Genomic DNA, 13,284 nt, shown 5'->3' on the forward strand with positions numbered 1-13,284 from the left:
AGCGGGCTCGGAGATGTGTATAAGAGACAGATCAGAGAGCGTGCCGCGSRWSGAAGTATCCCTTCAATGCCCAGACCCAACTCTCCCATCCCACCTGCTATTACGGTATTCTTTTCCACGGCGTACTCCTTATGTTGCTCTTTGAGTCGGAAACCCTTTGTAGCAACAGTACGCCACCTCATTCAAGCCAGTTGTAACGCGCCCGTACACCACTTTCGAGCATAGCTCCCATGGGCGCTTCCTCCTTCATCTTCTTTGCTTGCCGCTAGTCTATCTGCAGCATTCACCGAAAATCACTGGCTATCGCTTCTGATCGCGTTGTCCATTTTTGATATTCTCCAGAAGCTCGTTTGATGCTTTCCGATGGTTCGGCAGAGGTCTCTAACCGAAAAAGTTTTCGATCATTACCCGCATATAAATGCCGCGCACCTCGGCACTTAACCCAGACACTTCATGCAGACGTGATCTGACCCAGGCATTAGCCTTCGTCTCATTGCCTTTCGCTACAACCAGCCTTTTCCAGTTTTCTTTACTGATCCCAATATTAATGAGTGGAGGATTTTTATCCGGGGTAATCTCTATCAGAGTTTCTGCGTTATCCCCATGTTCCTGTCGGCCGTTCTGATTCATGTGTTTTGAATAGCCTCCAGTTGCTCAGTTCATGGATGAAATCGCATTTGTATAGAGGATATGCTTTTTGTCGGGATAAGCATACCCAGAGTTATTGAGGGGGGTATTCACAGTACAGCGCTTCCATAAAACGCCGCATCCGTATCTTTCTAACTTTTTACGATTTCCAGAAACTTGTCCAATGCTCTGGAGCGACGACTGGTCAGCGGCGTGGCCATAAAATTCAGACAGAGCATGTCATGACTTTCCAGCGTGGCCGCCGAAACCTGCCAGTCCGGACAGTGATTTCTTCATCGTACTGTACCCGTCTCCTGCCATTGTAGTAGTGTGACTCCACAGATTTTTGATTCTCTATAGGAAACCGATGCCTTCCAAGCTTTTTGGAAATCAGCCATGACTACCGCGTATGATCGTGAAATTCTCCAGTTAGATCCGGTCAAGGATCACTGCCGAATCACTTTTCTGATGGCAACTTGTGTGTATCCTTTTGATATACCGCGTGCGCTTGAACTAGCTTTGTTTCGTACGTATGCGGTCCCCCGTATTTCTGGTCTCCTTCGCCACACAGGAGAACTCACTGAACACACCCGCAAACGTTACGATGATACCGACCTGCTCCTCAGTGAATTGATTGAACACGGCTACGATAGTCCACGAGGACAGGCTGCCATTGAAAACATCAACCGCCAGCACACCAAATATACGATTCGCAATGAGGACTATCTATATGTATTGTCCACGTTTATTTTTGAACCTATACGGTGGATAGAGCGTTTCGGGCATCCCCCCCTATCAGAAAAAGAACGCTTGGCCTGGTTCCACTTCTGGCGGGCCATAGGCATGCGCATGAACATCCAAGGTATTCATGATGAATATGCTGAACTGGAGCAGTTTAATCAGTCCTATGAGGCAGAGCGTTTTCATTATTCAAATTCAAACCGATGTGTCGCAGAAAAAACGATAGACTTGCTGCTGGGTTTTTATATGCCGCCCGTACTGTTTCGCCTGGGACGGCCTGCCGTTTATGCGCTGCTGGATCGACCCTTACTCAACGCCTTGGGCTTACCTGGACAATCAATCTGGTTGAGCCGAATGCTCACCCGTGCATTACACTTGCGCGGACGAATAGCCAGTGCGCTACCGATCAGAAACAAACCCGTGATGCGTACGCAATTGCACCGGCCAAGCTACCCAGATGGCTATCGCATTGACGATCTAGGCCCAGAAAAACCTACGCAGCAGCGCGATTGAAGGTCTACTTTATAGTCAAGCTCTTGGCCTTTCCTATCTACCAGTCGCGATTCTCAATATTCATGCTCAAAAGACTGCCACGAGTTACACCTATAGAAATAACCCAACGTTCTACAACACGCGCATACTGACGGATGGAAAGATGAGGTGAGGCGTGTTTCCTGTTGGGGAAAAGAAACTGGTCATCCTTGAGTTTGGCATGGGTGATCCAAGCAGTCAGGGCCTCTCGGGTTTGTTCGGTGATATCAATTGGACGGGCCTCTGAGTTTTTTGTTGGAGCACAATGGCGCGGTGCATGACGGCGTGACCATGTGCGATATCGGAAACATGCAGTCCCACGAGGTCACAGCCCCGCAATTTGCTATCGATGGCGAGGTTGAAGAGGGCTAATTCACGGATCTGTTAGGCCAGTTGCAGGCGAATTCTAATGGCCCATACCTCCTGTAGTTTCAAGGGGTGTTGAGGCGCTGGGTGGCGTTGAGCTTTGTTTGCATGACACGGTCTCCATGGTTGTGAGAAGAAGACCATTTTTTGCGAACTCAACAGACGGCGCCGTACTGACTGCACCTGTGCGCAGAGCAGTTTTAAAATCCCGATTCAGGTATTCGTCGGGGTTGGATTCTGGCGCATAGGGCGGCAGAAAAGCCAGCTCAATGCGGTCTTTTTTATCTGCCAGCCAAGCCGTTACCACTTTGGCATGATGCACCCGCAGATTATCGACGACCAGATAGGTTTTCTGGGGCGCGTCCTGAATCAAGGCAGTGAGAAAGGTGATGAAACGCTCCGCATCAATGCTGCCTTCGACAATCTGGAAAGCGACTTTGCCCTGCGGAGAAATCGCCGAGATCATGGAGAGCGTGGTCCATCGGGCGGGAACCGCCAATACCGGCGTTTGTCCCCGAGGCGCATACCCGCGCACCCAATGGGCATCTTCCTTGACGGCCGTCTCGTCCCCCCAATAAATCACCGCTCCCTCTTGGGCCGCTTGCGCGCGCAGGCGGGGATAATCCTGCTCCAACCACTGACAGACTGCTTCTGGATTCTGCTCCAATGCCCTTTTGACGCAGTAACCAGCCAGTGCCATGCCGCAAGCAGACGAGGATTGGTTTTTTGCAGGCATTCAAAGGCCTCACGCTGATCGGAAAACAGTGTCAAAGTAAGGTGCGCATCCAGTTCGGGATCATTGAGACGACCACGCTCAAGTTGCCCATTCTGATAATGTTTGACCAAATGATGATAAGGATTGCGGGGAAATGCGAGAGGATTGAGCCGTAACGTATCGACTACCGGCAGTTGCAGTAGTTGAAGATTCGGGTTGGCAGCGCGTAAATAAGGTAAATCAAAAGCGATAATGTTGTGCCCCAACGTAAAGGCAGCCCCTACAGAGAGGGCATCAAGACGGGAAGGGGCCTCATTGAGCGGGCCGTTACGATAGATGACTGTTTTGCCGGTATCCCCACGAATACCGGCAAGTTGATGAATTTGCTCATCCGCTTTGCCTACTTCAAGGTCAATGGATAGACACTGTGGTGCAAAGCGGGTTTCTTTATTTTCGTTCAAGGTGCGGCCTAATAAAGTGGTTTTTATAGATTCCAGCTAGGGACAACTTACCACTTTATTAGGCGAAAGTTTAACTATTTGCATAAGTTGGTTTTTACAACCTTGATCAAGATGACTGTCATCCATGATGCGCGTGAACAATTGGCCCATGGGATGCAGCAAAAGGAGTCACTTGGTGGTATCTTCATCACAATAATTCCGGGCTGGCCGTCTTTCTTTGCCTTTGTGCCGGGCACGAGGCGTGGCGTATCCCGATTACCGACACTTTTCCGCAGACTAGCAAAAAAGGAGCACTATCATGTTTGGATTTGGAGAAAAACCCCAGGAACAGCAAAACGCCACTTGCCCATGCTGCCAGACGCCCATGCAGGATATGGGCGCCCATGGCCTTCGTATGGGGGGTTTAACGGGTCTGGGTGGTGCCGCTTTAGGCATGATCGCTGGTCAGATGGCCGATGATGGCGAGGAAGTCTTCGAGAAGAAGCTCAAGGTACAGGTCTTTGTCTGCCCCCAGTGCAGCGAGATTTCGTTTAAATATCATGGCGGGCTTTGATCCATATGCCGCTCTATATTGAACCCCATGCGGGACCTGCACCCATTGTGCAGCTGATACGATCAGCCCATCACGCGGTCAGTGTCGGGGTCTATTATCTCTCCGACCGCCCTATTCTCCAGGCATTGAAAACCGCCCATGCGCGCGGTGTGAATGTGCGCGTGATTATCGAGGGCAAACCTTACGGTATGAAACCCTGGCAGGTGCGCAAGGAAGAACGGGAGATCGAGTCTACGGGGGCTACTTTACATCTGGCCCCTTACCGCTTTACCAGTCATGGGGATCACTATGCTTTTCTTCATGCCAAGTACGTCTGTTCAGGCAATGAATGCGAGATCGGCACGGCAAACTTTGACTGGAGCGCTTTTCATCGTAATCGGGAGTATTTATATGTCACGAAGGATCCTGCCGTGGTCAAGGCGGCCAACGCTGTTTTCCATGCCGACTGGAACAATCGACGGGCCCCGGCCTATGCACATCGCGTTCTGGTTCTTGCGCCGCGCACGTCTGCCGCGCAGATCATCGGCGTCATCCAGCAACCGGGTCCGATAGACATCGAAAGCGAGGAAATGGGGCCATATCGCCCGACACTGGATGCTATTGCCCGGAAAGGTCCTCTGGCCAGGGTAATCCTGCCCGCCAGTATCAATGCCCAAGATAAGCAGAATGTAGCCTTCCTGCGCGCGCATGGGGTTCAGGTACGCATGATGCCGGTGAAGCCGATTTACATGCACGCGAAGGCCGTAATTTCCGGGAATGAAGCATTGATAGGCTCCGAGAATTTTACGAAGAATTCACTGGAGGACAATCGGGAAATGGGGCTATTGCTGCATGGTCGTCCGGTATCGGAACTGCAGGCCCAATTTAATCGGGATTGGGTGAGGGCTGGACGGGGTAGCATGTAAACGTGACATTGCGGTTATCTCATGACTTCGCAGATAACAGCGACAGCCATCTGCCCTTGTTCTTGGTGCCGACTGATCCAGCTTCCAACAGCTGTAATCTGCTATCGGTTTGAGCCGGTGGCGTATTCACTACCGTATAGGATGTCACGCTCTAACTGCTTGATTCCCGCGCCACCCTGGCGCCATCCCGAACACAGGAATGATGGGGAATATTAGGGATTGCCAATATACAGATGCACGCATAACATATTGTAATTTTTTTCTATATGCCATTGATGAAAAAAGAGGAAAAAACGCATTTTAACCGACTCCTAAGCGGTAAGTCGCGCGTTCGACTCACGCTCGGGGCACCACTCCGACTCAACCTCTAATCAGAGCCGGCCCTCGTACTTTTCCAGTGGCTTAGCAACGCAATACCAACTAGAAATACCGGCAAAACCATTGCGAGAACGGGAACCCAGAAAAGAAAAAAAGCAAACAAAATCGCACCAACCAGATATGCAAATAGTGCAGCTAGCTGTTGATGCCAGGCAAAGGGAAGCGGGCGTTTCTTGCGAAGATTTTCGACAAAAGTAATGACAATGCTGGTCAAGGTATTCGTGAACACGACAGAAGGAACGCCTGCGACATTAATTAATCTCGCTGCCACACTTTGCAGGCCCATGCTTAGCGCTGAAGCAATAATCAGGACATAGAGCAATACACCATCACCAGGAAAACCTACAAGCATCCAGACTAAAGCATAAATCCCCAAAAAAAAGGTCTCTATGCAGAGAAGTATTCGTGATCCATAGAGATGTTCTTTCCACATGCTCCCGAGCGCGGTACCCACTATAAAACCCAGAAGCGCGGCCAGAGAATGGGTAGCTGAGAGCAGGCGTCCCTGGCCTACGGCAATACCAAACAGAGCCAGATTGCCGGTCATGGCTGAGGTAAAGACCATGTGGAATTTGAGAAAGGCGACAATGTCTGCTCCGCCAGAAGTAGCTGAGAGAAGGTGCATGGACCGATCGGATTTCCCCAGGCGTTGGGGCGCAGAAGATTGCTCATTCATAAAATGCAGGTCATCTCAATATCCTCCTAACTTATTGTTCACGATTATTTACTTGCATACTCAGGGAATCAAAGTAATTGAATATGCCACATTGTGCAGTGATTTCGAAAGCAACTAAACAGATCTAAGGGATGAAAATTTATCAGCGCCTCCTCCCACAAAATCGTATAAAAAAACTTCTGCGGACAACAATGAATCCGCAGAAGCCCGAATATTACAGAGTTCCATTTACAACCTTGCGCAAGTGGGACTCCAGATAAAAAACTAGCTCTGTAACTGAGTCGAAAACTTGGGACGCTTGGCTTCTTCCATGCGTGATGCGACGCCCCATGGTAGAAAAATAACCAATGCGACCACCACCACGATAACGCTACCGATCTGCACGCTGACAAAGTTTTTTGCGCCCTCACTACCAATGTAAGTCATGCCTGAAAGGAAGAGAATATAGGCAATATACCATACTGAATTTATAAGGCCTTTTTTCACATTTCCCGTCATAGAGAAGACTAAAGCGAGTAACAAGACTATAGCACTTGCATAAGGAACAGAGGGCCAGCCACACCAGTAGATAATCAAGGAAGCCGAAGCAAATGCCAGTACAGCAATGATGGTACTAACAGAACTCGACGTGAAACGCCCCTGACGTCCCTCTTTGCGTAATGCCAGCATGATTGGCGGGTTAGCTGCAAAACCAATGTAACCAGCAACCACGGCATCACTCAGCAAATTGTAAATGGATGGTAATGGCGCAGCTATAAAAGCTACTATGATTCCGATGACGGTTGTAACTACTAATGATTTTACAGGAATGCCATGATTATGGCTGAGTTCAACCATTTTCTTGCTGACAATTTTCGATCTACCCATGGCAAACAAAATTCGGCTTCCGGCACCCTGGTAAATATATCCAGTAATAAAGGGACCGATTATGGCAATGGCTACCACAATAGCAATCAGCCATGTCGCCTTCGAACCAGCTGCCATCACCAAAAATGGATTTCCTGCAATTTTCGAAAGGTCCGCCCAGTGACCTGCAGCAATATGAATCGCACCCCAATCCAATGCCGACAACAATGCAACACCAAAAAGAATGTATAAGATAGACTGGCCAAGTAGAGACCAGAGAATGGAAGGCATAATGACACTTGGGTCTTTTGCCTCCTCGGTATAGTCAGGTATGACCCTAAGGCTACCAAAAGCAAACATACCCAGAGGGATGGCCGCAAAGACACCTGCCATACCAAATGGCAAGACGCCACCAAAATGGCTAAAATTACCGAAATGACCAAATGATATAAATCCAAGAGCTACCAAGAAATATAAAACCAACTTCAGCCCACCGAACCAGTTGGTACTATTTGAAAATGCCTTCACCCCGTAATAGTTGAAAGGAAAAAACATCAGCATGAAAATAACACCTAATATCGCGCCAGATAAAGTTGGATCTCCGGATGAGTTAACCAAGTGTGGATAAAAATAATTTAAACCCATTACGGTGCCAAGTGCTTCGATGGGTGGTATAAAAAGATACCAAAGCAAATCAGAAATGGCATTAATCATATTGGTCACTGGGCCAAAAGTATATAGGCTATATCGAGAAGGGCCACCCTCTTCAGGATACAAATAACTTAGGTCTACATATGTTAGGCCCACTGTCAAGTACATGAGTGCGCCAATTAGCCAAGCAAGAATCACCCCTGGACCAGCGACAGCAGTCATGCCCGCCGTACCAAATAAAACGCCCGTACCTACGGCACCACCTATGCCAATTATAATCAGTTCTTTTTTACCAAGCTCACGATGTAATCTGGGTTTTTTGCTAGTCATAATTTTACTCCTGGTATTTTCAGGATGATTATACGCAATCACGATAACCATCAGATCAATATGAGGGCTAAAAATTATTTAATTGCCTTTTTCCGGAAAAAAACTCGTATTGCCCACATAAATTCAAGATGACAACGAATATGCCAAGATCAATAGTCTTAACAAATTAAAGATAGAGAAGCGATTTAGCTTACCACATGTTGCAGCCTTCCCTTTATACTTTAAACATAGTTTTAATCTATTGTCAAATACAAAGCAGTATCACATCTAAATTGTGAAAATAAACCACCCAGAATGACATATTTTATTAATATTTTCAAAGTATTAAAGTTTATTTAGTAGCGAATTTGACATGGGTAAATTTGCGCATTATTCAACCATGAGAAAAGAATTCGATATGACCATGTCATTTTATCGTTTTTACTGGCATGTCAGAATTCTGCCAATGAAAAGAAACTTCATGGCGTCTGCACGCCTCTGGAAGCACATCAACAATTCAACCGACCATCCGGCACATCCTAACCGTTGCAGACTTCATGTCCCTACCGGTTCAACGCCAACAAATCTTTCTGAACTTCGGGCATCCATCCGCCCCCAAAAATAGAACATCCTTATTTTGGTGCAAGAAAAGCGCTATTTTGGTTCAGAAATAATTTTCCGTGGTATAGTTAGCAATCGTCTTGTTGTTGGTTAACCATGACTTAGTAGGCATCATCTGTACAATTAATTTATAACTATCAAAATGTTAGCCATACAACACAAAGTACTGTAGACGAGAATCTGTTCAATTGGAATGTTTTTTGCGTAGATTGTATTGGTTTTTTTCAAACAAGGAGAAACTCAATGTCGCTTAACAACCGTAAAGTAATCCTGAGCACAGTAGCAGCCCTTTTCGTGAGCCCTGTCGCAGAGGCTGCCGTCCTTCCCGCCATGCCGCCCAGCGTTCATATCAATGCGGGCCCACTCGGAGAACTATCCGTAGGAGGAATCCTGAGTGTTAATGGCCGGGCGCAAAGCAATCGTTACAACGCATCCGGTCCCGCCGGTAAATATTTCAGTGCCAATGTCACTGACGGATTGGTCTCTGTAGCCAAAACCCATGGCCTCATCCAGTTTTATCTGGAAGCTGGTGCCTATAATTTATATGGTGTAGGACAACCTGCAATGTCTACGGGGACTGCAACTAATCTTTTTGGTGCGCTTCCGCTCGCTTATCTACAAATCACACCCAGCAAAAACTTCAATGTACAAATTGGCAAGCTTCCGGCTATTACAGGTATCACCCCACTGACGGGACTGATTTCTGATTCGTATAATGTGCAATTTGGACTGGATGGATGGCAGCAGCAGACTATCAGCCGTGGGATACAGGCTAACTACAGTGCTGGTCCTTTTTCCGCTTCTCTGGCCTGGACTGACGGTTACTACTCCAAACGCTTCAATTGGGCAGTGGGCCAGCTCACTTATTCACCCAGTGCCAGCAGCACTTTTTATTTACAAGGCGGCGGCAATTTAGGGCATACCAGCTACATAGGTCCGCTGGATAACTCTGATTTTTATCTGCTTGGCTATAGCTATAGCGGTACAAAATGGAATATGTTCGCTTACCTGCAATATCAAAAACTACTAAACGGTAGAAATTTTGATAATCTGAATGATGGTAATCAATATGGTGCCAGCATTGATGGGAACTATGCGTTCACCAAGCATTATTCACTCAGTGCACGCCTGGATTACATGGCCTATAGTGATACTGGCACATTCGGAACTGGAAACAACCAAACAACACTTGTCGGGAACGAGATGGGTTACGGGCCTGGAAGTCGTGCTGTATCACTGACTTTTACTCCAATTTATCAATATAAACATTGGTTTATTGAAGGCGACCTGAGTTACGTACATGCTTATCACATTACTTCCGGGGAAGCCTTTGGGCAGAATGGTAATCAACCCAACCAATTTGTGGCAATGATAAATACCGGTTTCCTGTTGTAAACCATAGTCTGTTTCTACCACTATAAGAGGTACATAAAATGGTTGGGAAATTAAAAAGAGAGGTAGGATTTTCAGGGTTAATTTTTGCCAGCCTGGGGGGCATCATTGGGTCAGGCTGGTTGTTTGGCCCACTGGATGCGGCACAAATCGCGGGCCCCCTCAGCATTTTCTCATGGGTCATCGGTGCGGTTACCATCCTGTTTCTAGGGCTGACCTACGCCGAAGTCGGTCCGTTATTTCCGCGTGCGGGTGCCGCTGCGCATATCGCCAATGTGGTTCATGGTAATCTGCTCGGCAAAATCTGGGCCTGGCTACTGTTCATGTTTTATATTGCCATTGCTCCTGTGGAAGTCGTGGCGGTACTCACTTATGCCAACAACTATATTCCCGGTCTTTTACAAGGCAATACCGGACTGCTCAGCGGACTTGGTCTAATTGCTGCTGTTGTTCTGCTGGGAATTATGTTTTTACTTAACTTTTTGGGCATAAAACGCATCGGCCAGATATTTACGGGCCTCGGTTGGTGGAAGCTGGCAGTTCCCGTTCTGACCATCATCGTTTTGGTAGCGTTTTCCTACCACCCGGAAAATCTTCATATCATACATATGAAGGAAAATGTGCATGGCATGTTTGTGGCTGTAGCTTCTTCAGGCATTGTCTTCAGTTACCTAGGCTTCAGACAGGCCATTGAATTGGGTGGGGAAAGTAAAAATCCGGGTAAACATATCCCTATGGCAGTCATTGGTGCCATTGTGATTGGCGCAGTCATTTATGTAGGCTTGCAATGGGCTTTTCTGGTCAGCATGCCACCCGATCAACTCACCCAGGGCTGGACCAAGCTCAGTTTCACTGGAGTATTTGGTCCCTTCGCGGCAGTTGCCGGCATGCTCGGGATTACCTGGCTGGCGGTGCTGATTTATGCCGATGCGCTCATTTCTCCCGGCGGCACTGCGCTTGTGTATGCTACTTCAGCGGCGCGCGCCGTAGTCGCCAATGGCGAAGTCAAGGCAGGGCCGAGCTTCTTCACCAAAATCAGTGAAGGCGGCGTGCCCTGGGTGGGTGTCATTGTCGCTTATGTCATTGGCTGTCTGTATTTTCTGCCTTTTCCTTCCTGGCAAAAGCTGGTGGGTTTCATTACCACCATTTCAGTCATTACCTACGGCATTGGTCCCATCGTCTTGTTGCAGTTACGCCGTTCCGTACCGGACCTGAAGCGACCCTTCCGCCTTTGGGGAGCGCACGTTATCGCCCCCATTGCCTTTATTCTCTCCTCACTGGTGGCGTATTGGGGTGGTTTGCAGGCACTTTCCTATATTTTTGGCGTACTGTTTGCCATTCTCTTCATTTATTGGATTGTGCACCTGATTCGGGGTAAACCCGGTGACAAACCCCTTGGCTTCAAGCACATCACCTGGATATTCCCCTATTTTATCGGGCTCTGGGTGCTTTCCTGGTTTGGACCCAAGGTGTTGGGGGGAACAGGGGACATTCCTTTCTACCTGTCCATGGTGTTAGTCGCCATTCTGGCCATTATCTGCATGATCTGGGCATTGAAAGTCACCGTTCCGGATGGCCGCGTTACCGATTATTTTGCGGCCATGGATCATGAAGGCATCGACCTGTAAATAATCTTTTTTATTTGATTATTTGTCAGCCCCCTTTCAGGGGGCTTTTTGTTATCATATTCAGCATTCCTATAGCGGAGTGAAAATCATGGGGTATTCAACATCCAGCGGGGCCGACAAGGCGGAGGGTGAACCAATCATTTTTTACCCGCCAAGCCAACCTGCACCTTTGAAAAGACCGTTGTACGCATCACGCATTCCAGCCGGATTTCCTTCTCCTGCCGATGATCATGTCGAACGGTCTCTGGACTTACACGAACACTTGCTGCCTCACCCCGATGCCAGTTTTTTTCTAAAGGTCTCCGGAGATTCCATGCTGGACTACGGGATCCACGATGGTGATCTGCTGATTGTGGATCGTGCCATTGATGCCCGGGAGGGCCACATTGTCATTGCCGCCATAGATGGAGAACTGACTGTCAAGAAGCTGGGAAAGCACGCCGGGCAACCCGCTTTGCTGCCCGGCAATAGTGCGTATCCACCCATTTTGCTGGACCCCGAACAGGAACTGCTTATCTGGGGTGTGGTGCGGCATGTGATTCATAGCCTGGGGCAGTGAACATGCGCTTTGCACTGGTAGATGCCAACAATTTCTACGTATCCTGCGAACGCCTGTTTGCGCCACAACTGGAGGGCCGCCCCGTGGTCATCCTCAGCAATAACGACGGTTGTGCCGTATCCCGATCCGCCGAAGCCAAGGCCCTGAAAATCGGCATGGGCACCCCCTATTTTCAGTGGCAGAAGCTGGCCAAACAGCAGGGTGTAGTCGTACTGTCTTCCAACTATGCCCTTTATGGAGAATTATCGGCGCGAATGATGCGCCTGCTGGGCAGCCTCAGCGCTGCGCAGGAAATCTACAGCATTGATGAGTCATTTCTGCATATTCCGGTCAGCGGAAAGGAAGCGCTGCGCTGGGGCAGTGCAGTCCGGCATCGCGTTCGCAAGGAATTAGGCCTGCCCGTTTGTGTCGGCATGGGTCCTTCCAAAACCCTGGCCAAACTCTGCAATCACTGGGCTAAAAAAGGGCGAGTGGCAGAAGGCGTTTGTGATTGGGACAGCATTCCCGACAACCAGAAGGTCCAGTGGCTTCAGGATACCCCTATTGATGCGGTCTGGGGTATCGGCAGACAGCTCGGCGAGTCCCTGCGCCGCCAGAATATTCAGCAGATTGCGGAATTTTTACGGGCGGATCCCGTCGCTATCCGTCAACGTTATGGCATCGTGTTAGCCCGTACCCAGCAGGAGTTGCAGGGTATTTCCTGTCTGCAGCTGGAACAGATACCCCAGAAAAGGCAGCACATTCAATGCAGCCGTTCTTTCGGCCAAGCCGTGGAAAGCCTCACGGATCTGGAAGAAAGTTTGTCCGTGCATACCCAGCGTTGCGCCGCAAAGTTACGTCAGAACGATCAAAAAGCCCAAGGCGTCCAGATACAAATTCGCAGCTCGCCCCATCGGGGACGTTATTATTCGGGAGTGGCCTTCCGCCCGCTGGCGAATCCGAGCAATCATTACCAGGATCTGTGGCAGGCGGTCAAAGCCGCGCTGGCAGAAGCCTATCGACCAGGCGTGCGCTATATCAAATCCGGCATTTTGCTGAGTGCCTTGCAGGATGTGAACATGCCGGAAACCCGGAGCCTGTTTATTCCGGAAGATGATGCAATCTGAAGTTTCACCGATTTTCATGAGGAATAAGTCGCCGCATGCTACGCCACCATACGCATGAGCATCTGAGTGAATGATTTATGAGGGGGTTGGCAGAGATGGGGCCAAAGTCCCAGAAAATGGCTGGAGAGAGCTTCATCTGTAATCAGTTTGCGGACATCGGAGAAGGCAAAACTGGTCCGTCCCTTGACGATATGGCGGCGCTTGGGATCAGCCGTGATC

At 48.8% G+C, this 13,284-nt stretch carries 13 protein-coding genes and 1 pseudogene; 7 read left to right on the forward strand and 7 right to left on the reverse strand.

The annotated features are described in order from the left end of the window. Both H7F08_RS13800 and H7F08_RS13805 read right to left on the reverse strand, forming a co-directional pair. A pseudogene (locus H7F08_RS13800) lies at positions 1-182 on the reverse strand (hypothetical protein); the annotation flags it as partial. Positions 183-381: 199 nt separating this feature from the next. After that, the gene (locus H7F08_RS13805) at positions 382-630 is read right to left on the reverse strand and encodes a hypothetical protein (protein WP_031573056.1); all 249 of its coding nucleotides are present in this window, start codon (positions 628-630) and stop codon (positions 382-384) included. Positions 631-1,023: 393 nt separating this feature from the next. Between H7F08_RS13805 and H7F08_RS13810 the strand changes: the two genes are divergently transcribed. Continuing rightward, the gene (locus tag H7F08_RS13810; protein WP_193640839.1) at positions 1,024-1,881 is read left to right on the forward strand and encodes an oxygenase MpaB family protein; all 858 of its coding nucleotides are present in this window, start codon (positions 1,024-1,026) and stop codon (positions 1,879-1,881) included. A gap of 424 nt (positions 1,882-2,305) precedes the next feature. Here H7F08_RS13810 and H7F08_RS13815 read toward each other — a convergent pair whose 3' ends face one another. Together H7F08_RS13815 and H7F08_RS13820 are read right to left on the reverse strand one after the other, a co-directional pair. Beyond that, entirely contained in the window at positions 2,306-2,932 is a 627-nt protein-coding gene (locus H7F08_RS13815) for an IS630 family transposase (protein WP_226831439.1), read from the reverse strand. Then, positions 2,845-3,441: a hypothetical protein gene (locus tag H7F08_RS13820; protein ID WP_193640840.1), complete on the reverse strand. Its 597-nt coding sequence runs from the start codon at positions 3,439-3,441 to the stop codon at positions 2,845-2,847. Before H7F08_RS13820 ends, H7F08_RS13815 begins: the two co-directional genes overlap by 88 nt. Positions 3,442-3,739: 298 nt before the next feature. On the opposite strand from H7F08_RS13820, the gene H7F08_RS13825 reads away from it, so the two are divergent. Both H7F08_RS13825 and H7F08_RS13830 read left to right on the forward strand, forming a co-directional pair. After that, a complete protein-coding gene (locus tag H7F08_RS13825; protein ID WP_193640841.1) occupies positions 3,740-3,994 on the forward strand; it encodes a hypothetical protein in 255 nt (84 codons plus the stop codon). A gap of 5 nt (positions 3,995-3,999) precedes the next feature. Then, positions 4,000-4,899: a phospholipase D-like domain-containing protein gene (locus tag H7F08_RS13830; protein ID WP_193640842.1), complete on the forward strand. Its 900-nt coding sequence runs from the start codon at positions 4,000-4,002 to the stop codon at positions 4,897-4,899. Between the two features lie 367 nt (positions 4,900-5,266). On the opposite strand, the gene H7F08_RS13835 is transcribed toward H7F08_RS13830, so the two are convergent. Together H7F08_RS13835 and H7F08_RS13840 are read right to left on the reverse strand one after the other, a co-directional pair. Then, positions 5,267-5,902: a YoaK family protein gene (locus H7F08_RS13835; protein ID WP_226842765.1), complete on the reverse strand. Its 636-nt coding sequence runs from the start codon at positions 5,900-5,902 to the stop codon at positions 5,267-5,269. A gap of 315 nt (positions 5,903-6,217) precedes the next feature. Then, positions 6,218-7,780 carry an APC family permease gene (locus H7F08_RS13840; RefSeq protein ID WP_193640844.1) on the reverse strand — a complete coding sequence of 521 codons (1,563 nt, stop codon included), beginning with the start codon at positions 7,778-7,780 and terminating at the stop codon, positions 6,218-6,220. Positions 7,781-8,623: 843 nt separating this feature from the next. Here H7F08_RS13840 and H7F08_RS13845 point away from each other — a divergent pair. From H7F08_RS13845 to H7F08_RS13860, 4 genes are all read left to right on the forward strand, one after another. After that, positions 8,624-9,775, forward strand: a complete 1,152-nt coding sequence (locus tag H7F08_RS13845) for an outer membrane beta-barrel protein (RefSeq protein WP_226831437.1) — start codon at positions 8,624-8,626, stop codon at positions 9,773-9,775. A gap of 38 nt (positions 9,776-9,813) precedes the next feature. Next, on the forward strand, positions 9,814-11,400 hold the full coding sequence (locus H7F08_RS13850) for an APC family permease (RefSeq protein ID WP_193640845.1): 1,587 nt from the start codon (positions 9,814-9,816) through the stop codon (positions 11,398-11,400). An 88-nt stretch (positions 11,401-11,488) separates the two neighbouring features. Further along, positions 11,489-11,959 (forward strand): LexA family protein, encoded by a 471-nt coding sequence (locus H7F08_RS13855; protein WP_010641853.1) that lies wholly within the window; start codon positions 11,489-11,491, stop codon positions 11,957-11,959. A gap of 2 nt (positions 11,960-11,961) precedes the next feature. After that, on the forward strand, positions 11,962-13,065 hold the full coding sequence (locus tag H7F08_RS13860; protein WP_227487889.1) for a Y-family DNA polymerase: 1,104 nt from the start codon (positions 11,962-11,964) through the stop codon (positions 13,063-13,065). Between the two features lie 38 nt (positions 13,066-13,103). On the opposite strand, the gene H7F08_RS15565 is transcribed toward H7F08_RS13860, so the two are convergent. Beyond that, on the reverse strand, positions 13,104-13,284 hold a 181-nt coding region (locus tag H7F08_RS15565; RefSeq protein WP_227487890.1), incomplete at its 5' end, for a hypothetical protein.

The organism is Acidithiobacillus sp. HP-11 (genome assembly GCF_015100075.1).
Lineage (GTDB): Bacteria > Pseudomonadota > Gammaproteobacteria > Acidithiobacillales > Acidithiobacillaceae > Acidithiobacillus > Acidithiobacillus thiooxidans.

Excerpts from the sequence above, each read along its gene's own strand:
- H7F08_RS13805 (WP_031573056.1), bottom strand. The coding sequence starts at position 630 with ATGAATCAGAACGGCCGACAGGAACATGGGGATAACGCAGAAACTCTG.
- H7F08_RS13810 (WP_193640839.1), top strand. The coding sequence starts at position 1,024 with ATGACTACCGCGTATGATCGTGAAATTCTCCAGTTAGATCCGGTCAAG.
- H7F08_RS13825 (WP_193640841.1), top strand. The coding sequence starts at position 3,740 with ATGTTTGGATTTGGAGAAAAACCCCAGGAACAGCAAAACGCCACTTGC.
- H7F08_RS13830 (WP_193640842.1), top strand. The coding sequence starts at position 4,000 with ATGCCGCTCTATATTGAACCCCATGCGGGACCTGCACCCATTGTGCAG.
- H7F08_RS13835 (WP_226842765.1), bottom strand. The coding sequence starts at position 5,902 with ATGCACCTTCTCTCAGCTACTTCTGGCGGAGCAGACATTGTCGCCTTT.
- H7F08_RS13840 (WP_193640844.1), bottom strand. The coding sequence starts at position 7,780 with ATGACTAGCAAAAAACCCAGATTACATCGTGAGCTTGGTAAAAAAGAA.
- H7F08_RS13845 (WP_226831437.1), top strand. The coding sequence starts at position 8,624 with ATGTCGCTTAACAACCGTAAAGTAATCCTGAGCACAGTAGCAGCCCTT.
- H7F08_RS13850 (WP_193640845.1), top strand. The coding sequence starts at position 9,814 with ATGGTTGGGAAATTAAAAAGAGAGGTAGGATTTTCAGGGTTAATTTTT.
- H7F08_RS13855 (WP_010641853.1), top strand. The coding sequence starts at position 11,489 with ATGGGGTATTCAACATCCAGCGGGGCCGACAAGGCGGAGGGTGAACCA.
- H7F08_RS13860 (WP_227487889.1), top strand. The coding sequence starts at position 11,962 with ATGCGCTTTGCACTGGTAGATGCCAACAATTTCTACGTATCCTGCGAA.